Origin of the sequence: Solidesulfovibrio magneticus RS-1, assembly GCF_000010665.1 — a bacterium.
GTDB lineage: Bacteria > Desulfobacterota > Desulfovibrionia > Desulfovibrionales > Desulfovibrionaceae > Solidesulfovibrio > Solidesulfovibrio magneticus.
The window spans coordinates 1,797,751-1,822,500 of record NC_012796.1 but is presented as its reverse complement, the minus strand read 5'-3'; the positions used below and the strand labels follow the sequence as shown (position 1 = coordinate 1,822,500).

General features: G+C 67.1%; 20 protein-coding genes. 13 read left to right on the top strand and 7 right to left on the bottom strand.

Annotated features, from left to right (window positions below; translation table 11 throughout):
* Window positions 1-91 precede the first annotated feature (91 nt).
* A complete protein-coding gene (locus DMR_RS07660) occupies window positions 92-1,366 on the bottom strand; it encodes a CgeB family protein (protein ID WP_015860340.1) in 1,275 nt (424 codons plus the stop codon).
* 5 nt (window positions 1,367-1,371) lie between these two features.
* Window positions 1,372-2,643, bottom strand: a complete 1,272-nt coding sequence (locus tag DMR_RS25585; protein ID WP_015860339.1) for a glycosyltransferase family 9 protein — start codon at window positions 2,641-2,643, stop codon at window positions 1,372-1,374.
* A 91-nt stretch (window positions 2,644-2,734) separates the two neighbouring features.
* Between DMR_RS25585 and DMR_RS07650 the strand changes: the two genes are divergently transcribed.
* The 7 genes from DMR_RS07650 (at window position 2,735) to DMR_RS07620 (ending at window position 8,969) form a co-directional block, all read left to right on the top strand.
* A complete protein-coding gene (locus tag DMR_RS07650) occupies window positions 2,735-3,424 on the top strand; it encodes a precorrin-2 dehydrogenase/sirohydrochlorin ferrochelatase family protein (protein WP_015860338.1) in 690 nt (229 codons plus the stop codon).
* Complete coding sequence (locus tag DMR_RS07645; protein WP_015860337.1) at window positions 3,411-4,280, top strand: cytochrome C assembly family protein; 870 nt, start codon at window positions 3,411-3,413, stop codon at window positions 4,278-4,280. The genes DMR_RS07650 and DMR_RS07645 overlap by 14 nt, the downstream gene beginning before the upstream one ends.
* Window positions 4,243-5,604 carry a glutamyl-tRNA reductase gene (hemA, locus tag DMR_RS07640; RefSeq protein WP_015860336.1) on the top strand — a complete coding sequence of 454 codons (1,362 nt, stop codon included), beginning with the start codon at window positions 4,243-4,245 and terminating at the stop codon, window positions 5,602-5,604. Before DMR_RS07645 ends, hemA begins: the two co-directional genes overlap by 38 nt.
* A 3-nt stretch (window positions 5,605-5,607) precedes the next feature.
* Complete coding sequence (locus DMR_RS07635) at window positions 5,608-5,943, top strand: hypothetical protein (protein WP_015860335.1); 336 nt, start codon at window positions 5,608-5,610, stop codon at window positions 5,941-5,943.
* Between the two features lie 267 nt (window positions 5,944-6,210).
* Window positions 6,211-7,299 carry a tRNA lysidine(34) synthetase TilS gene (tilS, locus tag DMR_RS07630; RefSeq protein WP_081429592.1) on the top strand — a complete coding sequence of 363 codons (1,089 nt, stop codon included), beginning with the start codon at window positions 6,211-6,213 and terminating at the stop codon, window positions 7,297-7,299.
* Between the two features lie 62 nt (window positions 7,300-7,361).
* Window positions 7,362-8,033 carry an adenylate kinase gene (locus DMR_RS07625; RefSeq protein ID WP_015860333.1) on the top strand — a complete coding sequence of 224 codons (672 nt, stop codon included), beginning with the start codon at window positions 7,362-7,364 and terminating at the stop codon, window positions 8,031-8,033.
* 81 nt (window positions 8,034-8,114) lie between these two features.
* Window positions 8,115-8,969 carry a menaquinone biosynthesis protein gene (locus tag DMR_RS07620; protein ID WP_015860332.1) on the top strand — a complete coding sequence of 285 codons (855 nt, stop codon included), beginning with the start codon at window positions 8,115-8,117 and terminating at the stop codon, window positions 8,967-8,969.
* A gap of 371 nt (window positions 8,970-9,340) precedes the next feature.
* Here the strand turns inward: DMR_RS07620 and DMR_RS07615 are convergent, their stop codons facing one another.
* From DMR_RS07615 to DMR_RS07605, 3 genes are all read right to left on the bottom strand, one after another.
* Complete coding sequence (locus DMR_RS07615; RefSeq protein WP_006919402.1) at window positions 9,341-9,778, bottom strand: RrF2 family transcriptional regulator; 438 nt, start codon at window positions 9,776-9,778, stop codon at window positions 9,341-9,343.
* Between the two features lie 102 nt (window positions 9,779-9,880).
* A complete protein-coding gene (locus DMR_RS07610; RefSeq protein WP_015860331.1) occupies window positions 9,881-10,084 on the bottom strand; it encodes a hypothetical protein in 204 nt (67 codons plus the stop codon).
* Window positions 10,085-10,148: 64 nt separating this feature from the next.
* Complete coding sequence (locus DMR_RS07605; RefSeq protein ID WP_015860330.1) at window positions 10,149-14,255, bottom strand: hypothetical protein; 4,107 nt, start codon at window positions 14,253-14,255, stop codon at window positions 10,149-10,151.
* A gap of 229 nt (window positions 14,256-14,484) precedes the next feature.
* Here DMR_RS07605 and DMR_RS07600 point away from each other — a divergent pair, with 229 nt between their 5' ends.
* The 6 genes from DMR_RS07600 (at window position 14,485) to DMR_RS07575 (ending at window position 21,267) form a co-directional block, all read left to right on the top strand.
* Complete coding sequence (locus DMR_RS07600; protein WP_015860329.1) at window positions 14,485-15,660, top strand: A/G-specific adenine glycosylase; 1,176 nt, start codon at window positions 14,485-14,487, stop codon at window positions 15,658-15,660.
* Between the two features lie 160 nt (window positions 15,661-15,820).
* Window positions 15,821-17,026 carry an efflux RND transporter periplasmic adaptor subunit gene (locus DMR_RS07595; protein ID WP_015860328.1) on the top strand — a complete coding sequence of 402 codons (1,206 nt, stop codon included), beginning with the start codon at window positions 15,821-15,823 and terminating at the stop codon, window positions 17,024-17,026.
* A gap of 131 nt (window positions 17,027-17,157) precedes the next feature.
* Window positions 17,158-17,841, top strand: coding sequence for an ABC transporter ATP-binding protein (locus DMR_RS07590; RefSeq protein WP_015860327.1), 684 nt, complete (start codon window positions 17,158-17,160; stop codon window positions 17,839-17,841).
* Window positions 17,828-18,985 carry an ABC transporter permease gene (locus tag DMR_RS07585; protein WP_015860326.1) on the top strand — a complete coding sequence of 386 codons (1,158 nt, stop codon included), beginning with the start codon at window positions 17,828-17,830 and terminating at the stop codon, window positions 18,983-18,985. Before DMR_RS07590 ends, DMR_RS07585 begins: the two co-directional genes overlap by 14 nt.
* Window positions 18,985-20,151 carry an ABC transporter permease gene (locus DMR_RS07580; protein WP_015860325.1) on the top strand — a complete coding sequence of 389 codons (1,167 nt, stop codon included), beginning with the start codon at window positions 18,985-18,987 and terminating at the stop codon, window positions 20,149-20,151. Before DMR_RS07585 ends, DMR_RS07580 begins: the two co-directional genes overlap by 1 nt.
* A gap of 426 nt (window positions 20,152-20,577) precedes the next feature.
* Window positions 20,578-21,267: a class I SAM-dependent methyltransferase gene (locus tag DMR_RS07575; protein WP_015860324.1), complete on the top strand. Its 690-nt coding sequence runs from the start codon at window positions 20,578-20,580 to the stop codon at window positions 21,265-21,267.
* A gap of 212 nt (window positions 21,268-21,479) precedes the next feature.
* Here DMR_RS07575 and DMR_RS07570 read toward each other — a convergent pair whose 3' ends face one another.
* Window positions 21,480-22,703, bottom strand: a complete 1,224-nt coding sequence (locus DMR_RS07570) for an ammonium transporter (protein WP_015860323.1) — start codon at window positions 22,701-22,703, stop codon at window positions 21,480-21,482.
* A 725-nt stretch (window positions 22,704-23,428) separates the two neighbouring features.
* Complete coding sequence (locus DMR_RS07565) at window positions 23,429-24,457, bottom strand: DUF389 domain-containing protein (protein ID WP_052278971.1); 1,029 nt, start codon at window positions 24,455-24,457, stop codon at window positions 23,429-23,431.
* Between the last annotated feature and the right edge of the window lie 293 nt (window positions 24,458-24,750).

Below are 24,750 nucleotides of genomic sequence, written 5' to 3'. Positions count from 1 at the left end.
CGTCAGGCGCACAACACCCGGAAACGACCGCGGCACGGCCGACAAGCCGCCCGCCTTGCCTTTTCCGGCGGCGAAGCGTGACAGCACGCCCCTAGCCGCCGTACTGGCGCTTCCACTCGTCCAGAAACAGCAGCGACGTCTCCAGCGACGTCAGTCGCCCCTGGCGCAAGCGCACGGCGGCGATGAGATCGGCAAAGCCCACGTCGGCCGGCAGCGACAGTTCGCCAAGCAGTGTCGCCGTCTCGCCGCGTAACGGTTCGGGAAGCACGGCCAGGGCTGCCTCGGCGCCCGCTCGTCCGGCCGGCCAACCGGGAAAGCGCTCGGCCACGAATCCCAGCAGATATTCCATGCGCATGGCATAGGTGTGCTCGGCCAGAGCCCGGGTCCGGCCCCGCCTTGCTAAGGCGGCGCGCTCCTCGGGCCTATTAAGGTAATAGGTCAGCTTTTCCCGAAGCTCCCCCATGGTTGAAAAACGGGCCAACTCGTCCTCGGCGAAGAGTTCCGGCAGGAGCGTACGGTCGCTGACGAGCTGAAAAGCCCCGCACAGGGCCAGCTCGAAGGTGCGCGGATTGACGAAATCCCCGGTCGGCACCAGTTCGCGCGGGTTGATGCTGGAGTGCAGATTGAGGTTGACCGTGGCGGCGTTGAAAATCTTGACCGACTCCTCGGTGGCGACACGCCGCCCTCCGAGGCGCACCCTGTCCGACAGGGCCGGGTCGCCGTCCCAGTCGCTGCCGAAGATGCCGAGATCGAAGTCGAGCAGCTCCGCAAACGCCAGCCGACGGTTGGGATAGCCCGCGCCCATAAACGAAACGCCCGCGCCGAATGTACGCCGCTCCACGGCCGACAAATCCAGGGGCCGGTGCACGGCCGGATCGGCGGCCATGGGCAGATAGAGCACGTTTTCTTGGCCCACGGCGGCCAGGCGTTCGGGGAAAGGCTCCTTCTGGATGACCGCGAAGGCGTCGTAGTACGGGGCAAAGGCTTCCCAGTAGGTGAAGAGGCGAAAGTCCTCCACGAACCACATGGCCGTTTTCACCCCGTCGCGGCGCAGGCGCTTTAAGGCTTGTCGCGACAGCGGGGCCTGGGCCAGGGCCAGGACCAGATCAGGCTCGAAGGTCTCGACCTTGGCGCAGATGGCTTGGGAGACTATCTGCAGGAAGCTGTTTTCCAGATATTCCAAGCGGTCGGCCGTGACTCGCAGGTCCTTGAGAGCGGAAAACGCGCCGTAAAAATCCGGGGCCTCAAAGGCTTCGGCCACATGGCCAAGCTCGCGCAGGGCCGACAGGCAAAACCGCCCCACCGGCAGCGAGCCGCCGTACATGGGCAGCACGACCAGAATCCGCAGCACGCCGTGACCAGCCATAGCCCCTACTCCTCTCCGGCCGCGTCCCGCCCGGGCGGGGGCAGCGTCCAGTCCGTTTCCAGAAAAAGGCGTTCCGCCAAGGCCGCCTCGGGCGTCCCGTCGGCCAGGGCCGCGTCCTGCCCGGCCAGATGGCGGGCGGCAAAGGCCCGAAAGGCCCGGCGGCCCGCCTCGGAAGGGTCCTCGCCACGCTCCAGGCGGCAAACTGCCCCCAGGCCGTCGCAGTCGGTGCAAAAAAGCGCCAACCCGGCCGGCGGCTCTACCTTGGCCGAACCGCCGAGCAGCCGCAACAAGGCGGGATCGGCAAAGGGCAGCCGGCAGACATGGCCCTTGTCGCAGGGGACCGACTCCAGGCAGGGCGCGCAGGGAACCACCGACTGCCAGACCTCGTGGCCCACGCCATAAGGGCCGGTCTCGTGGCACCAGGCCGAGGACAGGAAAAAGGCCGTCACCGGCACGCCGTGAAAGGCAGCCAGGTGCATGGCCCCGGTGTCGGGCGTGAGCAGCCGGTCCAGGCCTGCGATCACCTCGCTGAGTTCGCCAAGGCCGGTCCGGCCGGTCAGGTCCTGGCAGGCCGAGGCCGTGGCTGGGTCGAGCTGTTTGACGAGCGCCCTGGCTTCGGAGGCCTGGGCGGTAGTGCCAAGCAGGGTCAGCCGCGTCGCCCCGCTGGCCCGAAACGCCGTGCGCACGATGGGGGCCAGGATCTCCGGCGGCAGGGAGCGCCGGGCCATGCGGCCGGCCAGGGCCACGCCAAGCCCGCCCCCGCGCGGCGCGGCCGGCGGGTTGACCAGGGCGGCGGCCAGGGGAACGTCATCAAGGTGAGCCCAGATGTCGGCCAGGTTGAGTCCGGCCGCCCGGCGCTCGCGGGTCAGGCGAAACACCAGCCGCAAAAGCCGGTCCTTGTCGGGCTGGCCGGAAAACTGGCGGTAGCCGCGCTGGACCTCGGGCGGGAAGAGCGCCGAAATCGCCATGCCAAGGGGCGAGAAATTGAGGCAAAAAACCTTGTCGAAGGGGATGGCCGAAAGCTCGCCGCAGGTCTGGCGCACGGCCAGGGCCACGGCGGCTGGATCGCGCCCGGGACCGGCATGGGCCGGCAGGGCATGGACCCGGGCATAGGGGTAGAGCCGGCCGGCCAGGGCGGCCAGGGAGGCGTCCACGGCCAGGTGGACCTCGCCGCCCCCGCCATCCGCTCCGATCCGGGCAAAAAGGCCGGCCAGAAGCCGCCGGGTCTGGAGCAGGTCGCCCAGACGGGCCAGTTGCAAGACGAGAAATCGCGCCATGGTCGTTTCGCCGTGTGGTCACGAATCCGAAGGATTCATGTGAAAAAAAGCCCTTTTCGGTCCGAGCGTTCTTCTGCTATAGGAGCCTTCCATGCGGTATTATCCCATTTACGTCAATCTGCGCGGCAAGCGCTGCCTGGTGGTGGGCGCGGGTCAGGTCGGGCGGCGCAAGATCGCCACCCTGGCCGAGTGCGGCGCCGAGGAAATCCTCGTCATCGACTTGGCTGCGGCCGAGGCCTGCGCCGAGCTTTTGTCGCATCCGGCCGTGGTCTTCGCCTGCCGGCCCTATGAGACGACGGACCTGGACGGCCGGTTCCTGGTCATTGCCTCCACCGACGACGAGGCGCTCAACTGGCGCATCAGCCGGGAGTGCGCCGAGCGCGGCATTCCCTGCAACATCGTCGATCAGCCGGAAAAATGCAGCTTCATCGTGCCGGCGCTGTTTACCCAGGGCGACCTGACCGTGGCCATCTCCACGGGCGGCGCATCACCGGCCCTGGCCCGCAAGATCCGCCAAGGCCTGGGCGAGTTTCTCGGCTCGGAATACGGCGCGCTGCTCATCCTCATGAGCCGGCTGCGGCCCTTGGTGCTGGGGCTGGGACTGGGATCGCCGGCCAATTCCACGCTTTTCCGGGAGCTGGTCAACTCCCCCCTGCTCGAAGCCCTGGAACAGGCCGACACCGCCCGGGCCGAAACCATCCTCCGGGACATCTTGCCCGCCACGCTCCACGGCGAGGCGGCCGGACTTGTTGCGGGAGCCCTTGCCCATGCCGGCGCTTAACATCGTTTTCCTGCTGGTCGTGGCCGGCTACCTGCTCGGCGCGGCGGCCTATCTCCTGGGCGTGGTCACGGCCAGGCAGCCGTTGCGGCGGGCCGGACGCTGGCTGACCCTTATCGGTTTTGCCTGCCACACCCTGGATCTCGTCATGCTCCTGGGCATCGAGGGCGGCATGGCCTTTTTGTCCGGGGAATTCTATTTCAATCTGCTGGCCTGGAGCGCCCTGGCCATTTGCCTCTTTCTCTGGTGGCGGCTTCGCCTGGGGATGCTCGGGCTTCTGGCCTCGCCGTTGGCCTTGTTCCTGTTTCTGTCCTCCCAGGCCGTGACTGCGGCCCGGGTGCCCTTGCCCAAGGCTTTGGGCGGGCTCTTTTTCGGGCTGCATATCGGTTCGCTTTTCCTGGCCATCAGCCTGCTGGCCATGGCCTGCGGGGCCGGGGCGGCCTATTTGTATCTGGAACGCAAGATCAAGACCAAGGAGAAGCTCGGCGGGTTCGCCAAGGCCCTGCCGGCCCTTTCCACCTGCGATACGGTCAATCGGTGGGCGGTGGCCGCCGGTTTTCCCCTCTACACCCTGGGACTGCTGTCCGGCTTCGTGTGGGCCAAGCTCACCTGGAACCGCATTTTCTCCTATGATCCCAAGGAAGTGACAGCTATCTGCATCTGGCTGCTCTTTGCCTTCCTGTTCCACCAGCGTCTGGTGCTGGGCTGGCAGGGGCGCAAGCCCGCCCGTATGGCCATCTGGCTGTTCGGTCTTACCCTTGTGTCCATGCTGGTCATCAATTTCTTCATGCCCACACACCACAGCTTTGCGCGATATATCGATGGAGCAGCAGATTTACCTGTTTGGCCTCAACCATAAGACCGCCGGAGTGGAGGTTCGGGAAGCGTTCGCCTTGGGCGAGCGGCCGAAACTCGGCGAGCTTTTGGTTGACGGCGAAGCCCGCGTGCGCGAGGCCCTGGTCCTTTCCACCTGCAACCGGGTGGAAGTGCTGGTGGTTGATCCCGTGGGGCGCGATCCAAAGGCGGCGGTGCTGGCGGCCTGGGCCGGCCAGTGCGGCCAGGACCCGGCCCTTCTGGCCCCGCATCTGTATGCCCACCAGGGCATGGCCGCCGTGGACCACCTGTTTTGCGTGGCCTCGGGACTTGATTCCCTGGTGCTTGGCGAACCGCAAATACTCGGGCAGCTCAAGGCAGCTTACCGCCACGCCGTGGCCAGCCGCACCGCCGGGGTCATCATCAACCGGCTGTGCCACAAGGCCTTTTCCGTGGCCAAAAAGGTGCGCACGGCCACCGGCATCGGGGCCAGCGCCGTGTCCATCAGCTACGCCGCCGTGGAACTGGCCAAGCGCATCTTCGGCGAGATGGCCGGCAAGAAAGCCATGCTGGTCGGGGCCGGCGAGATGGCCGAGCTGGCCGCCATGCATCTGCTCACCTCCGGGGTGTCGGAAATCTTGGTCGCCAACCGCACCTATGCCCGGGCCGAGGAACTGGCCGGGCGCTTCAAAGGCCGGGCCGTGGCCTTTGAGGAGTTTGTCTCGCGCCTGCACGAGGTGGACATCGTCATCAGTTCCACCGGAGCGCCCCATGTGGTCATAAGGGCCAAGGACGTGCGGGCCGTGCTCAAGGCCAGACGCCACAAGCCGATGTTTTTTATCGATATCGCGGTGCCTCGCGACATCGATCCGGACATCAACAGCTTAGACAACGTCTATCTTTACGACATCGACGACCTGCAGGAAGTGGTGGAGGAAAACCTGGCCCAGCGCCGGGAGGAGGCCGCCCGGGCGAGGGACATCATCGGCCTTCAGGTGGAGCGTTTCGGCGAATGGGTGAAATCGCTGGACGTGAAACCCACCATCGTGGACCTGCTGGACGTCGGCGCCTCCCTGGCCCGCCAGGAGCTGCAAAAGACCTTGCGGCGACTGGGGCCGGAGGTGCCCGAGGAAACCCGGGCCGCCCTGGAAACCATGGCCCTGTCCATCAGCCGCAAGATGCTCCACGAGCCCATCGCCTTTCTCAAGCGGCGGGCCAAGGAGGAGCACGGCGAGCGGTTCGTGGACCTCACCCGGCGCATGTATAATCTGGACCGCGAGAAAGTCCCAACGGACGCGCACGCGGACCGCAAACCGCCGAATTTCGCGGAGACGTCCGACGATTTCGACGTGACCGATGCAAGCGAGTAACCCATGCGATCCTATCTGATCGACGAAGTGTCCGCCGAGAACATGGAGCGGATCGAGCAGCACCTGACGGAAAAAGGCTTCAAGGGTCCTCTGGACCACATCTACTACATCCCCTTTCCCCAGGAGATGCTCAACGACGAGCAGCAGCAGCACTACGGCGAGTGCGGCCCCTACATGCTCGTGCTGGAAACCGGACGCAACTGGCTCAAGCTGGAGCTGCTCGTGCGCGGACGTGGGAAGCTGCGCTGTTCCTGCATCAGCTACTGCACCCCGGAGCAACGGCAGCAAATGATCGATTTCCTGGACACTTTCATCCGCGAACTCGATATTCCGATCTAATCGGACGCCGCACCGCAGCATTGCGCATCATGGGCGTCCCGGCCGCGCCCGGGATGCCCCTTGTCCGGCCCGGCAGCGCCTTTCGCAAATACCGAGATGCCGTTAGCCGCAACGGCAACCTGGAACCAGAAGTCTTCTTCGCAACAAGCGGTTTTTTGCCAACGCACCAAGGCTCGTGTCCCGCAGCAACGCCGACGAAGCGTTCGCCGCGAAATGCCACCGCGCCCGCCGGCCCGGATCAGCTCCACCGCCGCAGCAAGGCCCGCCATGCCGACGCCCCCTTCGAAACACCTTTCCCCAACCGGCCCCGGCCTGCCGCCCCTGAGCGCCCTACCCTACCGCCTGGCCCGGCTTTGCCTGGGTGTGGCCTCCTTTGTTACCGGCCCATGCGGACACGAGCCGGCCGGGGCGACCTGGATCGTGGCCTGCTCCGGCGGCCCGGATTCCGTTGCCCTGCTGGCCATGGCCGCCATCCTGCGGGAACGCCTGGGTCTGGCCGGACTTCTGGCCGCCCACCTCGACCATGGGCTGCGGCCCGAATCCGGGACCGAGGCCGAGGCCGTGGGGGCGCTTTGTCGCAAACTCGGCCTGGGCTGTCTGTCTGACCGGGCCGACGTGGCCGCCATGGCCCGGGAGCGCCGCACCGGCGTCGAGGACGCCGGCCGCCAGGCCCGGCAGGCCTTTTTCGCCGATTGCCTGGCCGGCCGGGACAACGCCTGGGTGCTCACCGGCCATCAGCTCAACGATCTGGCCGAGGACCAGCTCATGCGCGTCACGCGCGGCGCGGGGTGGCCGGCCCTGGGCGGCATGGCGGCCCTGGACCCGGCCCGCCGGCTGCTGCGGCCGCTGCTGCTCACGCCCCGAAGCGCCGTCACGGAGTTCACGGCCGCCCTGGGCCTGCCGACCATGGACGACCCGTCCAACGCCGATCCGGCCTACCTTCGCAACCGGGTACGCCATGGACTGCTGCCCCTGGTGCTGCAAGAAAATCCTCGAGCCCTGGACGCGGCCGCCCGGCTGTGGCGGCAAGCCCGCCTGGACGCCGCCTATTTCGATGAGGTCCTGCCCGTCACCGTCCCGGACGAGGGCGGCACGGTCCGCCTGTCCCGCACGCTCCTTTCAGGCCTGCATCCGACCCTGCGGACGCGTCTGTACGCCCGCGCCCTGGACGCCCTGGGGCCGGGCCAGGCCCTGGCCGATGGTCTGGCCGCCCTGGAAGCAGCTTACGCGCGGCGCGACACCGGCCGCGTGTTCCAGTTTCCGGGCGGCAAAACGGTCCGGGTGGCCCGGGAGGGGCTGGTCTTTGGCCGGGACGTGCTGTCCGGTCCGCCCCCCCAAAACCGGAAACGCCATTGACAGGGCTTGGCGGCGGGGGTAATGAGGCCGATTGTGAAAAATCAAACATGGAGGCAGTCCCGGTGAATATTCTCACTTTTGGTCCCAACGGCAGCGGCAAGGGCACCCAGGGTTCCCTGGTGAAAAAGAAGTACAATCTGGCCCACATCGAGTCCGGGGCTATCTTCCGCGAGCACATCGGCGGCGGCACCGAACTCGGCATGAAAGCCAAGGGCTACATCGACAAGGGCGAGCTGGTCCCCGACGAGATCACCATCCCCATGATCCTGGAGACCCTCAAGGCCAAGGGCGGCAATGGCTGGCTGCTCGACGGCTTCCCCCGCAACATGGTCCAGGCCGAGAAGCTGTGGGAAGCCCTGCAGAAGGAAGGCATGAAGCTCGATTACGTCATCGAGATCCTGCTTGACCGCCAGATCGCCAAGGATCGCATCATGGGCCGTCGCCTGTGCGCCAACGATCCCAACCACCCCAACAACATCTTCATCGACGCCATCAAGCCCAACGGCGACAAGTGCCGGGTGTGCGGCGGCGACCTCAAGACCCGTTCCGACGACCAGGACGAGGACGCCATCAACAAGCGTCATGACATCTACTACGACACCAACACCGGCACCCTGGCCGCCGCCTACTTCTACAAGAAGCTGGCCGGCGAAGGGAAGACCAAGTACATCGAACTCGAAGGCGCCGGCTCCATCGATTCCATCAAGGAAACGCTGCTGTCCCAGCTCGACTAGTTCACCGGAATTCGCCTTGCACGACGGCCCCGGGGGGAATACCCTCGGGGCCGCGTTTTTTGGCGCGCAAAAGGAGTGCCCATGGCAGACGATCCCTTGCGGCTTGGCCGCATCGCCTATCTCAATGTCTGGCCGCTGTATCAGGCCCTCATGCCGGCTTTTCCCGAGGACGGCGACATCGCCTACGTGTCCGGGCATCCCTCCGAGCTCAACGCCGCCCTGGCCGCCGGAACCATCGACGCCGCTCCGGCCTCGGCCTTCGCCTACCTGGCCCGGCCCGAGGCCTTCACGCTGTTGCCGGACCTGTGCATCCGGGCGGCCACCGGCCCCATCCAGAGCGTGCTGCTTTTCTCCCCCGTGCCCCTGGCCGAGTTGCCCGACTATCTGGCCCGCACCGGCGGCGAGGTGCAGCTCTCCGGGGCCTCGGCCAGCTCCAATGCACTCTTGCGCGTCCTGTGGACATTCGCCTGGCGTTACCCCGAGCCGCGTTTCGCCGTGGCCGCCCCGGGCACGGGCATTAATCGGCCCATGCCTTTCGTGGAGATCGGCGATCTGGCTCTATCCAAATACGTGTCCCCGCCCTCGGGCTGGCACGTCACGGACCTGGGCCAGGCCTGGCTCGAATTCGCCGGCACGCCCTTCGTTTTTGCCCTGTGGATCGTGCGGGAAGGCCTTGCCGGCCGCTCCCTGGCCACCCTTGACGCGGTGCGGCGATTCCTGTGCGAAACGAACAAGGCGCTGCCCGAGCGCCTGCCCGAGCTTGTCACGGCCCCGGGCCTGCCCGACTGGATCAGCCCGGCTGCGCTGCTCGACTACTTCCGGGTGGTCAACTACGATTTCGACGCGGCCGCTGCCGCAAGTCTCGTGCTTTTCGCCCACCACTGCCGGGAGCTTGGCCTCATCCCGGCCGTGCCGGCCCTGCGCTACGCCCTGTAATCCCCGGCCCTTTCGGCAACCCACGCCCGGACGCGCAAACGCCGCCGCCTTCCAACGAAGGCGGCGGCGTTTGTCATTGGCCGGCCATGGGCCAAGGCGCGGCCCGGGCAAGGGCACTCCTGTCGCGGCGGCAGGAAGGCCACGCCGCTTAAGACATTGCCACCCCGAAGGTCCGTCCCTCCCCGTGTCTCCGGTCGGAGTGAACCGAGGCGACGGCTTGCCGCAACGGCTGGGACGACGTGGCCCAGCGGTGGCCTGGACGAGCAACGGCGTGACCAAGTGGCGGCGTAGCCCAAGGGCGCGACCGGGCAGGCGAAGGGGCCGAGCGAACGACGGGACCGGGCGGCGTGGCCGGGCGGGCGACGGGCGTCTCAGCAGCAGGGCAGGCCGAGAATCTCGGAGCGGCGGGCCTGGACGAGCAGGTCGGAGAGGTGGATGGCGTCGAGCTCGCGGAAGATGCTCTCGGTGGCCCGGGCCCAGATCTGGCGAGTGACGCAGTCCGTGGAGATCATGCAGACCTCGGGATTGCCCACGCACTCGGTGAGTTCGGGCCGGCTTTCCAGGGCCCGCACCACGTCGCCGACTCGGATGGCCTCGGCCGGCGTGGCCAGCACGTGGCCGCCCTTGGGACCGCGCTTGCTGTTGATAAATCCCGCTTTCTTGAGCGCCCGGATCAGCTGTTCCAGGTACTTGACCGAAATGCCGCGCCTCTTGGCGATGTCCTGGATGCGGACCGGCCCCTCGTCGCCGTGCAGGGCGATGTCGAGGAGCATGCGCAAGCCATAGCGGCTTCGCGTGGTAAGTTGCATGAGCCGGGTACCCCTTGTGCCGAAGTATGTGCAAAACTGAACAAGGGGACTCTAGCAAATTCGAAAACAAATGGCAAAACCGGTCTGCCCGAGGGGGTAAAATCACCCTTGGGCAAAACCCAGCTGCGGCCGGCAGTCCTTTCCCGCCCACTCGCCGCGCCAAAGGGCCTGGCGCGACACCCGGCCCGAAACCGGGATGCCCCGGGACAGCACGCACCGGCTGCAGATCTTGCCCTGGGCACGCAGGATGTAGACGTCCATGAATTCGATGGGATTCCCGCAAACCGCGCAGTGTCCGGCATCCATGAGAACCTCCCGCCCGGCCAAACGTGCCGGGCGGGAGGACAGCATCAAGTTTCGTGCCGCCCGATCAGGGCTTGTCCGGCTCCCCTGGCTTTGGCGCGGCCCCGCGCCCCAGGCCCGGCAGGCGCAGCTTCAGTTCGGGCTTGCGCCAGCCGCCGCCGGCCGTCAGGCTGTCAAAGCCCCAACGCAGCCACTTGACGAGCGCCCAGGCCAGCCAGACCGCCCAGGCCAGCATCACGGCACGGAAGACCATCAACGGCAGGCTCACGACCGTGCAGGACGGCAACGCACCGGCCAAGCGGTCGAAGGTCCAGCGCAGGGCCGTGGCCGTGGAGCCGTTGCCCGCCACCTGCATGCGCGGCAGGCCGAGAAGGCCCGTGCCCAAGGTATCGTAGAGGGCCTCCAGCCCGGCCAGGGTCAACAGGACCAGCAACACCTGGACAATGTTGAAGGCCACCGCGCCCTGGGCGATGGGATGTCGCCGCCGCCAGGCCAGGGCAGCGATCCAGGCCACGGCCAACAGCGCGTTGCCGGGCGTAGCCTGGCTCAGACCCAGGGCGTAGAGCAGCCAGGACAGGCGGGACAGCGGCGTGTCGGGCATGAAGGACAACCCCAGGCCCAAGGCGGCCACGGCCGCCAGCCAGCCCCAGTACAGCACGGCCGGGGCCAGGGGCGTGCCGCCGGAAACGGCCAGCAGCCAGCGGTCGGCCGGCAGCTCCAGGCTGACGGCCAGATTGGACCCGGGCAAGCCCAGGTCAATGACCGGGGTGCGGGCGAAGGTCTCCATCCCCTGCTTCTCCCGGAAGTTGACGGTCACTTCGGTGACGCCCGGCGGCAGGGCAAAGCCGACCTCGTCCGGGCCGCCGGTGGGCAACACCTCGCGCCCGGCCACGGCCAGCCGCGTGACCTCGGCCCCGGGCGGCAGCTTCACGACCTGGCGCGCGCCCTTGGCCGCCCGGAAGACCAGAACCAGCGTCGCTTCGCGGTACTGGCCACCCTGGCGCACGGACAGGCTGCCCCGCTCCAGGGTCAGGAACTCCCCGGGCGCGGTCTCGGGGCGGGCCACCGACACGGTGAGGCTCTCCCCGGGCCAGGGCGCAAAGCGCGGGGCCAGCCGGCCCTCGGGGGTCAGCCAGGCTACGGGCGGCGGCCCGTCGTAGGACAGGTCATAGAGGGCGGCGGCGGTGACGGTCCAGGTCTCGACCAGGGCGGCGTCGGTCGGCGCGGCCAGGGTCAGCGACGGCGCGGCCGGCAGGCGCGAGCGCCAGGACACGCGGTCCTGCCCCGGAGTAAAGCGCACCGTGGCCTTGCCGCCCTCCACGCTGACCCCGGCCACGTCGGGCAGCTCCCCGGCCAGAAGCGGCACAACGGCCACGGCCGGGCCGGTGGTGGGCGAGCGGCGCACGACTTCGGTTGCCACCTCGAACGTTAAGCCGAAATCCACGGCCCGGCGCACCTCGAAAAAGGCCGGCACGTCGATGCCCGTGGCCCCGGGCTTGGCCGCCTGGGCCTTGCCGCCGGTCTCGGCCCGCACGAATTCCAGGGGACCGGCCAGCCCCCCCCGCTCGTCCAGCCCGCGTACCCGGTAGCCCGGGGCCGAGGCCTGGACGCGCCCGGGGGCCAGCGGCGCGGACACGGTAAAGGACACGGCCTCGGGGGCCGGGCCGGCCATGGCCACAATGTGGTTGCCGGGTTCGAGGAGCACGGCCGGCTGGCCGTCCAGGCGGGCAAGCCCCCCGGCCGGCTTGCCGTCCACGGTGACTAGCGTCGGCCGCCAGCCCTCGGACACGGCCGGCAACGGCGCGGCCACCCGGGCGGCGGCGTCGATAGCCGCCACGATGGTGAGCGTGCCGGCCTCCAGGCGCACCTCTAACCCGGGCGCGCCCAGGCAGTCCGGCAGACAGCGCGGCGGCTGGGTCAGGCGCTCGCGCAGGGTGTCGAGAAGGTCGCGGGGCGGGAAATCCGCGGCTGCGGCCCGCTCAGGCAGGCCAAGGGACAGCACGGCGACGAGGACGGCCGCCGCCCCGGCCACGGCCGCCGGCTGGGTCAGACGGCGCACGCGTTGGCGGTCGAACAGCAGGGCCAAGGCCAGCCCAAGGAGAATCACCCGGGCAAAGCCCAGGCCGGCCGTGGCCAGAGGCGGCACAAGCGTCAGGTGCAGGGTCTCGCCCGGGGCCACCGGCCCGCGCCAGGACAGGCCCACCGAGGTGAAATGCCAGGACGGCATGGCCGGCCCGGTCTGCATCAGGGCGTTGGGATCAAATTCCAGGCGTTCCGGGGCCTTGTCCGCCTCATAACCGCCGTAAAGGGCCATGGTCCGAGGCGATCCGGCGTCGCTCTTGCCTCGGGCCGGGGCGGCCGGCATGGCCGGGGCCGGGGCGACGGCCGGTTCGGACATGGCCGCCTCATTGGCGGCCTGGCGCTTGGCCGCCACGGGCACGGGAGCGCCGCCGCCCCCGCCGCCAATCTGAGGAGCCACGGCCAGACGCAATTCCCGGGCCACAAAGGGCACGGCCAAGACCACCAACGACGCCATGGCCAAAACGAAGAGCGTGACGGACAGGCGGCGAAAAGCCGGATAGCCGGCCAGCCGCCCCACGTCGCCGGCCGCCCGCAAAAGTCCCAGGCCGGCCAGCACGAACATCCAGACCGTGGTCGGGGCGTGGGGTTCATGCCAGGACAGGAGCAAAAACAACCCCAGGGCCACGCCGGCCAAGGGTCCGCGCAAGGTGAAGGCGGCCACGGCCAGCACGAAAACCAGAAACAGATCAAGAAGCGTCCAGCCCGACAGCAGCCCGCCCGTCACCGTGTCCGGCCCCGAGGCATAGGCCAGGGCCCAGCCCGGCGGCAGGTTCAGCGTGGCCGAAACACGCTCGAACTCCCGGTCGAAGCCCCCGGCCGGCAGGGCCGCGCCCACGGCGGGATAGCGCGAGCGCGCCGTCAGGTTGAGATGCGATTGGCGTAGCTCCACCCCAGGCCGGCCGTCCTGGCCCAGGCGTACCACGGGCTGGTCCTGACCGGAAATCGTCACCCGCCCCAACTCCCCGGGCGGCAGCAGGGAAAGCGTCCAGCCCCGCCGGTTTTCGCCGGTCACCGTGTCGCGCACGGACAGGCCCTGCCCGGAGAAATCGAGCCACATCTCGCGGGACAGCGTCAGCGCGTCGCGGCCGGTGGGCGCGCCGCGCCCAAGCTCGGCCAGGGTCATGACGCCGCCAGCCTCGGCGGCAAAGGCCGGATAGGCCTGCCAGGAGCCGGGCACGTCGGCGGTCTTGGGGTCGATGCCGGGTAGCCCTTCGGGCCGGACCTCCCGGACCTCGCCGGATTGGAAGCTCCAGATCTCCCGGCCATAGGGGCACACGGCCGGCCCGATGCGGTCCACCTTGGCCGGATAGCGGGCCACGACCTCGACTTCGTAGCGCCCAGGGCCGGCGTCGAGGACAAGCCCGCCGTCCGGGCCAAGGGTCGCCGGGACCGGGGCGCGCACGGCCAGGGGCAAGGCTCCGGCGGGCACGGCCCCGGCCAGGGTCACGGCCCGGGCCAGACCGGACACCTCCAGACGATACAGCGTGGTGACGGTGACGGGCACGCCGTCGGCAATGAGCCGAAACACGCGTACCGTCTCACGATTGGGCGCGGCCTTGGCCGCTTCGGGCGGGCTCAGGCGCAATTCGCCGGCCGGCGAAACAGCCACCGGCGAGGCCGCGCCCTGGCGGGACAGCCGCACCAACCCGACATCCGGCGGCAGGGCCAGCCCCTGGGGTGTTGCCGCCCAACCCAGGCGGCCGGTCAGGACATGTTCCCCGGCCGCAAGCCGCACAAAGGGCGCGTCCGGCGCGCCAAGCACGGGCACGGCGGCTCCCCCCTCACGTACGCCCTCGATCCAGGCCCCGGCGGCATGGGGCAGAGGAACCGGGCCGTCGTCAAAAAGCCGCACCGTATAGATCATGTCCGCGCCGGTGGGCCAGACGTCCAAAGAAAGGCTTGTGGGGAACCGGCAGACCCGCACGTCCGGGCGATTGCCCATCGGCGGACACAGGCGCTGCCCGGCCTCGTACAGGGCAAAGCCCACCCACGGGGCCAGGGCCGGAGGAATGTCCGGCCCGGCGGCCCGGGCCAGGGATGGGACAAGGACCAGAGCGAGGACGACGACAAGGCGCGACAGGGACTTGGACATGGCTTTCCTCCCCGGCGGCCGGACCGCCAGTCATCCTGCTATGGGCCAAAATGGCGGCAATGGCAACGCGCCGCCTGTTGCCTCAGGCGTGTAGCCCCCTTGGACCTGCCCGGCTTTCGCCCCTCTCCGGCCTTCCCGAGTCCCCGCCCTTCCCAGCCGGCCCAATCGGCATTATGGGCTAGGGCGCGAGTTTCCGACCGGGGGTCAAAGCCCGGCAAATGAGGTATGCATGTCCGAGAACGCCGATTTCGTGCCGCTCCTGCTCGATTGGTTCGCCCAAAACCGCCGCGACCTGCCCTGGCGGCGCACCTACGATCCCTACGGTGTCTGGGTGTCGGAGGTCATGGCCCAGCAGACCCAGATGGACCGCGTGGCCGTCTATTTCGAGCGCTTCACGGCCCGCTTTCCCACCGTGGCCGCCCTGGCCGAAGCCGACGAGACCGAGGTGCTCAAGGCCTGGGAGGGCTTGGGCTATTACAGCCGGGCCAGGAATCTGCTGGCCGCCGCCCGGCGGGTCATGGCCGAGCACGGCGGCCGGCTGCCGGCCGACTTCGCCGCCCTGCGCGCCCTGCCGGGAGTCGGCGAGTACACGGCCGGGGCCGTGGCCGCCATCGCCTTTGGCCGCGACGAAGTGGCCGTGGACGCCAACGTGCTGCGGGTGCTGGCCCGGGTCTGCGACATCGACGCGCCCATCAAGGAACCGGCCGGCAAGGCCCAGGCCACCACCCTGGCCCGGGAACTGCTCCCCCCCGGCCGAGCCAGGGACTACGGCGAGGCGCTCATGGAATTCGGGGCGCTGGTCTGCCGCCCCCGCACCCCGGACTGTCCGGCCTGCCCCCTGGCCGGGCATTGCGCGGCCAGGCGTCTGAACATCGTGCCCGACCGGCCGGTCCTCAGCAAATCCAAGGACATCACGCCGCTTGACGTCGCCACCGGCGTGCTTGTCCACGCCGGGCGCATATTTATTCAAAAGCGCCTGCCCAAGGGGGCCTGGGCCAATCTGTGGGAGTTCCCGGGCGGCCGCATCGAGGCCGGCGAGACCCCGGAACAGGCCGTGGTGCGCGAATTCGCCGAGGAGACCGGCTTTGCGACCCGGGTCGAAACCAAACTGGCCGTCATCCGCCACGGCTACACCACCTACCGGGTGACGCTGCACTGCTGCCTGCTGCGGCTCACCGACCTGCCCGAGGCCGCGCCGCCCCCCGAGCCAACCCTGACCGCCGCCCAGGAAAGCCTGTGGGCCGCACCAGACGAGCTGTCGCGCTACGCCTTTCCGGCCGGCCACCGCAAGCTCATCGAGCAATTTGGGGAGAGCCTCCGGCGGCCAGGAGAGGCGCGGCCTCTCCTGGACCTCTCCGCCGGGGGGGATGATCCCCCCCGGACCCCCTCGACGGGAAAAGTGTAAGGGGGCCAGGTCGGTTAAAAAGCATGGCGCGCCCTTGCCGGGAACCACCGTTGCGCTGACGGCGCAACATTCCCGACGAAACTTCCAGGCAATTATTTCGTCTTGACTCTTCAGGACAACGCGGTATTGACCCGTCATCATTATAGATACAGGAAATCCCATGAGCGACACGCTGCAAAATCTCCGCATTGCCGGCGACGACAAAATGGCCGGCGCGCGCCGACGCCGCAAGAAATGGCCCTGGATCGTCGCCGCCCTGGTGGTCCTGGCCCTGGCCGGCTGGTTCATGACCCCGCGCACCTACGTGGTCGAGGCGGCCACGGTGGGCCTGGCCTATCCCTCGCGCACGGTCACGGAACTGACCGCCAGCGGTTACATCGTGGCCCAGCGCAAGGCCGCCCTGGCCACCAAGGCCACGGCCCAGCTCGTCTGGCTCGGGGTGGAGGAAGGCAGCCGCGTCAAAAAGGGCGACATCCTGGCCCGGCTGGAAAGCGCCGACGTGGAAGCGGCCAAAAAGCTCGCCGTCCACGAGCTTTCCGCCGCCCGGTTCCAGATTGCCTCGGCCGAAGCCGAGCTGGCCGACGCCACGCTGCAGTACAACCGCATGAAAAAGCTCTCGGCCGGCGACTACGTGGCTCGCTCGGAGCACGACGCAGCCAAGGCCCGGCTGGACAAGGCCGAAGCCGCCCTGTCCCAGGCCAAGGCCAGCCTGGCCGCCCGGGAGCAGGCGCTCAAAAAAGCCGAGGCCGAGCGCGGCTACACCGAACTCGAAGCGCCCTTCGACGCGGTGGTGCTCACCAAGAACGCCGACCTCGGCGACATCATCTCGCCCCTTGGCGCGTCGTCCACCTCCAAGGCCGCCGTGGTCACCATCGCCGACATGTCTTCCCTTGCCGCCGAGGTCGACGTTAGCGAATCGAGCATCGAGAAGGTGAAGGTGGGCGGCCCGTGCGAGATCATCCTGGACGCCATCCCGGGCGAGCGGTTCCCGGGCGTGGTTCACATGATCGTGCCCACGGCCGACCGCACCAAGGCCACCGTGCTGGTCAAGGTGCGCTTCACCACCCTCGATCCCCGGGTGCTGCCCGAAATGAGCGCCAAGACGGCCTTTCTCACCCGGCCGCTGACCCCGGACGAGACCCAGCCGCGTCTGGCCGTGCCGGCCGGGGCCGTCATCCGCCGGGGCGAGGCCGACGCCGTCTTTGTCATGCGCGGCGGCAAGGCCGTCTTGACTCCCGTGACCCTGGGCGACCCACTCGGCGACATGCGGGCCGTGGCCAAGGGACTCACGGCCGGCGAAAAAGTGATCCTCTCGCCCCCGGCCGAACTGCGCGACGGCGACGCCGTGGCCCTGGCCGAAGGCTAGGCCGTGTTCGCGAGCGACGCCTCTGGCGTTTCACAGGCAACAGACGAAAACCATTGTTTTCTTAAAAAATACTGTTGTATTTTTTAAGGGACGCGACGCCAGGCCGTCTCCCAGGCACAGGACAATCCGTCATGGACCGCCCGCTTATCGAAATATCGCACCTGTCGAAATCCTACCAACGCGGCGATCAGGTGATCCCGGTGCTCTCCGACATCACCTTCGACATCGCTGCCGGGGAGTTCCTGGCGCTCATCGGCCCGTCGGGGTCCGGGAAATCGACGCTCCTCAACTGCATCGCCGGCATCGATTCCCTGGACGCCGGCAGCATCACCGTGGCCGGCACGGACATCGCCACCTTGTCGGAAAGCGAACTGGCCGTGTGGCGAAGCCGCCACGTGGGCTTTATCTTCCAGTTCTACAACCTCATTCCGGTGCTGACCGCCCTGGAAAACGTCGAGCTGCCGCTTTTGCTCACAAGCCTGTCCGCCGCCGCCCGGCGCGACCACGCCCTGGCCGCCCTGGCCGCCGTGGGCCTGTCCGACCGCACCGACCACAAGCCCAACCAGCTTTCCGGCGGCCAGCAGCAGCGCGTGGCCATCGCCCGGGCCATCGTCACCGACCCGGACATCATCGTGGCCGACGAACCCACCGGCGACCTGGATAGGGTCTCGGCCGCCGACGTCATGGCCCTGCTCAAGCGCTTAAACGCCGACCTGGGCAAGACCATCGTCATGGTCACCCACGACCACAAGGCCGCCGAGGCCGCCCACCTCGTGCGCGAGCTCGACAAGGGCGAACTGCGTGTTGCTCCTTAGGCTCATCCTCTTAAACGCCTTCCGCCACCGCCTGCGCGCCGTGCTGACCATCGTCGGCGTGGCCGTGGCCCTGACCGCGTTCGGGCTTTTGCGCACGGTGCTGGACGCCTGGCACGCCGGGGTGGAAGCCTCCTCGGCCAATCGGCTGGTCACCCGCAACGCCGTGTCGCTGACCCAGCCCCTGCCCTTTGCCTACAAGGGCCGCATCCGCCAGGTGACGGGCGTGGACATCGTGGCCGCCGGCGGCTGGTTCGGCGGGGTGTATCTCGACGAAAAGAACTTCTTCCCCAACTTCGTGGTCGAGACCGACGATTTCTTCAGGCTCTACCCCGAACTCATCGTCAGCCCCGAGGAGCAAAAGGCCTTCCTGACCGACCGCAAGAGCGCCGTCATCGGCCGCAAGCTGGCCGACCGCTTCCATTGGCGCATCGGCGACACCGTCACCCTGCGCGGCACCATCTATCCGGGCCAGTGGCCCATGACCATCCGCGCCATCTACAAGGGCGCACGCCCGGACACCGACGAGACGGTCCTCTATTTCCACTACGGCTATCTCGACGAGACCATGAAAAAACGCTCCCCGAGAAGAGCCGGCCAGGTCGGCTTTTTCATGATCGGCATCCGCGACGCCACCCGCGCGGCGGAAATATCCAAGGACATCGACGCGCTGTTCCGCAACTCCCAGGCCGAGACCCTCACCGAAACCGAGCGCGCCTTCCAGCTCGGGTTCGTGGCCATGAGCGAGGCCATTTTGCTGGCCATCACCGCCGTGTCCTACGTGGTCATCGCCATCATCCTGGCTATTGCCGCCAACACCATGGCCATGTCGGCGAGGGAACGCCTGGGCGAGTTCGCGGTCCTGAAAACCTTGGGCTTTGGCGCGCCGGCTCTGGCCGGAATGCTCCTGGCCGAGTCCATGCTGCTGGCCCTGGCCGGCACGGCCCTGGCCATTGCCGTGCTGCCGCCTCTGGCCAAGGGCTTTGCCGTGGGGCTGGCCCAGTATTTTCCCATCTTTTTCGTCTCGCCCACAACCATCATACTCCAGGCCGCCTTCGGGCTGGCCGTGGGCGTGCTGGCCGCTGCGGTGCCGGCCTGGCGGGTGTCGGCCGTGCGCATCGCCGACGCGTTTCGGAGGATCGGCTGATGGCCGTGCCCCTGTCCTATTCCTGGCGAAACCTTGTCACCCGCCGGCTGACCACGACGCTCACCGCCGGCGGCATGGCGCTGGTGGTCTTCGTCTTCACGGCGACCCTCATGCTGGCCGAAGGACTGCGCCAGACGCTTGTCTCCACCGGCTCGCCCGGCAACGTCATCGTGCTGCGCAAGGGTTCCGAGACCGAGGTGCAAAGCGGGCTGGAGCGCGTCCAGGCCTCGGCCATGACCGCCCGGGCCGAGATCGCCCCGGGCGGCGACGGCCGGCCCCTGGCCGCCCGGGAGTCGGTGGTGCTCATCGGACTGACCAAGAAATCCACGGGCAAGACCTCAAACGTGGTCATCCGGGGCGTGGAGCCGGCCTCGCTGGCCCTTCGCGGCCAGGTGCGCCTGGTGTCGGGCCGCGCGCCCCAGCCGGGCACGCCGGAAATCATGGTGGGCAAGGCCGTGGCCAAGGGATTCGCCGGCGCGGAAATCGGCCAAAGCCTGCGCTTCGGCAAGCGGGAATGGCCCATCGTCGGCGTGTTCGACGCCGGCTCCACCGGCTTTTCCTCGGAGATCTGGGGCGACGCCGACCAGCTCATGCCGGCCTTTGGCCGCAACGCCTATTCCATCGTGGTGGCCGGCCTGCGCGAACCCGGGCTTTTTGATGCTTTCAAGGAGGCGGTGGAAGCCGACCCGAGGCTGCAGGCCGAGGTCTGGCGCGAGACGCGCTACTACGAGAAGCAGTCGGACATGATGCGGAAGTTTTTGACGGTCCTTGGCGTGTCGCTCACGCTCATTTTCTCGCTGGGAGCCATGATCGGGGCCATGATCACCATGTACGCCTCGGTGGCCGGCCGCGTGGCCGAGATCGGCACGCTACGCGCCCTTGGCTTCACGCGCGGGGCGGTGCTGCTCGCCTTTCTGGCCGAATCCACCCTCCTTGGGCTGATCGGCGGCCTGGCCGGGGTGGGGTTGGCCGCCGGGCTGTCCTTTCTCACCTTCTCCACCACCAACTTCCAGACCTTCTCCGAGCTGGCCTTCCGCTTCACCCTGGCCCCATGGATCGTGGCGCTGTCGTTGGCGTTTTCGCTCTTCATGGGTGTCGTAGGCGGATTTCTGCCGGCCCTGCGGGCCTCACGCCTGGGGATTGTCGAGGCCTTGCGCGAAGCGTAGGGAATGCGAGTGTCCGTACCCACCAACATCCCAACGGCCCAATTTTGTTGACAGACCAACGCTCAAACACTACCAAGAAGGTGCTCTGGCGGAGCTGAACGGCATAGCCGGAAAACTACTTGCCCCGAAAGCGAGACGGTTTCTCGCAACGGGAAGTAGTATGTATAACCGTCAAGCGCATCTCGCTTTTTTTGCCACTTACTCTCTGCCCGTGCTTCATGTCACGGTAGAGCGCCATTGCCGTTATGGCGTTGCAATTGCCAAGGCAAAGCGGGCGTCACTCTTTGCCGTCAAGCTGCACTGTCTTGCCCGCACCAGCCTCGCGCTGCATCCCTTCCAGTATCGTATCCTCAATGGCCAGCCGCGGCGGGCTGAACGTTTGCATGTATCGTCTCCGGTCGATGGCATGCATGGAAACCTACACGAATGAAAAACAACCTCTTTCTCCCCGTCGCGCAGGCCTATGATTGGTGGGCATCCTTCTATGACTCCTACGATAATCCAATGGTCTTTGGCGCGAGCCAGGCTATCGACCTTTTAGCCAACGACGCCGGCGGCAAGACCGTCGTGGAGTTTGGATGCGGCACGGGTCGGAATCTTGCGAGACTAAAGCAAGGTGGTGCTGAAAAACTCATCGGCTGCGATGTTTCGCCAGGCATGCTGGAAAAAGCCCGTGCACGTGATCCTGCATTCATCCTTGTGCAGCAGGATATGACGCAGGCATTTCCGCTGGCCGATGGAATCGCCGATTGGATAGTATTTTCTTTGGCTTTGGAACATGTCAGCGATCTGGTCCCGCCCCTGCGGGAGGCTCGTCGCCTTCTGCGAGTGAACGGAAAGATCATTGTGATCGAAATACATCCTTTCATGTCGCTTGGCAATGTGAGCGCGCATTTCCGCGATGGCAACGATATTGTACGGATGCCGACCTTTCCGCACCACTTCTCCGATTACATCAACGCAGCAGCAGATCTACGGCTAGAGATCAATACATGCCGCGAGTGGCGTCCTCGTGATTTCCAGGGAGCGCCACCAGAAAAGGTATTTAAACGAGGCCCGGATGTTCAGATGCTTGTCGAATTCACCATGACAAAAGCTGAGCACGGTCTGACATGAAGCGCAGGAGCCGTGAATCAGGGGCATACGATAGAATTATTGCGCTGGAGCGCATCAACCGCCATGTCGCAGGCCCACTTCCGTCAGCGCGGCCCCAACCGGGTCGAGCCGAGACGGCCGAAGGATGGCTGTAACGCGCTTCATAACCCTCCCGGGAAGTCCTGCTGCCGCCTGGGCTTACGCGGCAGCAGGAAGCGTAAGGCTATCGGCGATTATTCGCCGTAAGCCGCCTCGGTGTGTTCCGCCAGATCCAGACCGATGGTTTCGGCCTGCGGCGTCAGGCGCAGCCCCATGGCCGCCTTGACCGCCGCCAGGATGACCCAGCTGGCCACGAAGGCGAAGACGCCGACCACGGCGATGGCCAAGAGCTGCACTCCAAGCTGGCCGGCGTTGCCGGCGAGCAGGCCGTCGGCCCCGGCCGGGTTGACCAGCTTGGAGGCGAAGACGCCAACCAGCAGCGAGCCGAGCACGCCGCCCACGCCATGGATGCCGACCACGTCCAGGCTGTCGTCGAAACGCAGCCGGGCCTTGAGCAGCACCGCGCCGTAGCACACTCCGCCGGCAAGCAACCCAAAGGCCACGGCCGCGCCGGGCGAGACAAATCCCGCGCCCGGGGTGATGGTCGCCAGCCCGGCCACCGCGCCCGAGGCCGCGCCCAGGGTGGTGGGTTTGCCCCGGTGATACCACTCGATGGCGCACCACATGGCCATGCCGGCCATGCCGCCGATGTGGGTGGCGGCAAAGGCTCCGGCAGCCACGCCGTCGGCGGCCAGGGCGCTGCCGGCGTTGAAGCCGAACCAGCCAAACCAGAGCATCCCGGTGCCTAAAAGCGTCATGGGCAGGTTGTGGGGCACGATCTGATGCTTGCCGTGATCCTTGCGCGGTCCGGTGAGAATCACCGCCGCCAGGGCCGCCGCGCCGCAGGTCAGATGCACCACGATGCCGCCGGCGAAATCGAGCACGCCCATTTCCTTAAGCCAGCCGCCGTTGCCCCAGACCCAATGGCAGACCGGGTTGTAGACGAGCACGGTCCAGGCCAGGGAAAAGACCAGAAACGGCCCGAAGCGCATCCGCTCGGCCACGGCCCCGGTAATGAGCGCCGGGGTGATGGCCGCGAACATGCACTGGTACATGGCAAAGGCGAGATGGGGCACGGTGGGGGCGTAGTCCGGCGAGGGCGCGGCCCCGATGCCCCCAAGCCCGGCCCAGGCCAGGGAGCCGATCACCCCGCCCACGTCCGGCCCGAACGACATGGAATACCCGAGGTAGATCCACTCGAAGGTGACGAGCGAGATGAGGATGAAGCTTTGCAGGATGGTGCCGAGCACGTTTTTCTTGCGCACCATGCCGCCATAGAAAAGCGCCAGCCCGGGAATCATGAACAGCACCAGCGCCGCGCTGATGAGAACGAATGCCGTATCGCCGCTTTGCAGCATACCGACCCCCCCAAAAAAGTTTGGCGGCCCACTAGCACGGGAAAAGCGTCGCGACAAATGTACGCGATTGTGAATTTGATGCGTTTTTGGGATGTCGCCGGGCTGGGGATCGTCTGGAGGAAGGCCCGGGGCACGGCAGCAGGACGGCTGCTCGGCGCTTCGGGCCGGGTCGTCAGGCCTTATCCGGCGGGCCTTGGGCGTGGACTGGCGCGCGACGTTAGCGATCAGGCGGCGTGTCGTAGCACGGGGGTGCAGGTTTGCTCGATGGGACTGCCGACTGTCAGCGGAGCTGGCGGCAACCTTTCAGAGTTGTAATGACCGAGGGACAAAAAACGACCGTCCTGGTCGTTGCGTCAGACATTTATGGCAGACCGGAGGCAAAGGGGCGGGAATGCAACCGGGGCAGGCCTAGGGCGGGACTCGCCAAGGCGAGGGAGGCAGGCGCTTTGATCAATTTTGGAAATCGGTTGCCCAAGCCTCGCCGGAGCAGGCTGGAGCGGCAACGCTTGCGGCGGCTGACAGACTATCACGAACAAAAAAACGGCGGGACGTCTCCGCCCCGCCGCTGCAAAATCCTTCTCGCGCGCGCCGCGCTCAACCCACGCGCAAACTCCCCCGGTACGAAGCCAGGTCTTCTATCCCCAGCTCCGCCATGAGCTCCGGCAACCGCTGCGCGATGCGAAACGCCATGCCCGGCCGCATGAAGTTGGCCGTACCGCCTGCGGTCACGGCTTGCCGTCGTCCTCCTGGCTGTCTTCGAAAAGAACGCCGTCACGGCTGATCGTCGTCGTTGGCACATACCGCGCCCGAAGCTCTACAGTCAGGCCCTTGGGATGGGCGGGAAGCTTCTTTTCAATGGCCGCGACGCGTTCCGGCGTTGGCGGCTGCGGCCCCCGAATGACGGCGGCAATGACGTTTTCCTGCTTCCCGCCTTGGCCAAAACGGATGTCCGCCAGATAACATCCGTCCGAAGCGGCGCACTCCTGTTCCAGCACGCTGCGGACATTGGCTTCATAGATCTTCTTGGAAAGCACTTCGCGCATGCTGTCGGTGAGCACCACGGCCAAAACGGCCAGGATGGCGATGCTCACGAAATTGAACTTCAAGAACTGCAAGAAAGATAATCCCTTGGCCTCGCTGACCTTCCGAAAGCCGGTCACGAACAGCACCACGGACGAGGCAAACTGGATGGCCACGATGTTGGTGAAGGTCAGCAGAAACGCGCCAAACGCCAATTGGTGCTGGCCGCGCGCCAGCAGGATGCTGGCGGCGCAAAGGGGCGGCACCAGCGCCGTGGCGATGGCCACGCCGACGAAGGCAACGCTGAGGCGGGGAGATACCGAGGCGTACGCGCCGGCCGCCCCGCCGGCCAGGGCGATCATGAGGTCCGCGAAATTCGGATGGGTCCGTCCGAGTATTTCCGCCGTAATGGGCACGTCGATGTGAATGGAGCCAATGGTGTAGGCCGTGGCGATGACGCCGGCAGCGCCTACCAACAGCGTGCCTACGCCACGAAACAACGCCTTCATGTCGCTGTCGACCAGGGCCAGCGAGACGCCCGTGATCGGCCCAAGCAGCATGGCGATGATCATGGCTCCGATAATGACGGCCGGACTGTTGGCAAACAGGCCATAGCTGGCGATTGTCGCGGCCAACATGTTCATCACCATAAACGCGACGCAGAGTTTGGCGTTTTCCTGGATGGTTTGGCGTACAGCCTGCTTGTGTCGCTCGTCGGCGCTGGCGGTATCCATGGGCATTCCCCTTACTTTCTTGACCAAAGTACTTCAAAAACAGTTTCCATTTATTGTGAGGTTTACGCGACGAGGGGATTTGCGGCAACTACTGTCTTCAAACTGCACCAAAACAACCGTCTTGTCCTATCGCCGTCAGGCAGCAATCCTCTCCACCGCCTTGGACGACACGGACGCTGCCGTTTCCTGACCATCCCGCCGACGCCTTGCCTGCTGCCGGCCGAAGCAACACCGCGTTGCCGCATGGCGCAAAAAAACGGCGGGACGTCTCCGCCCCGCCGCTGCAAAATCCT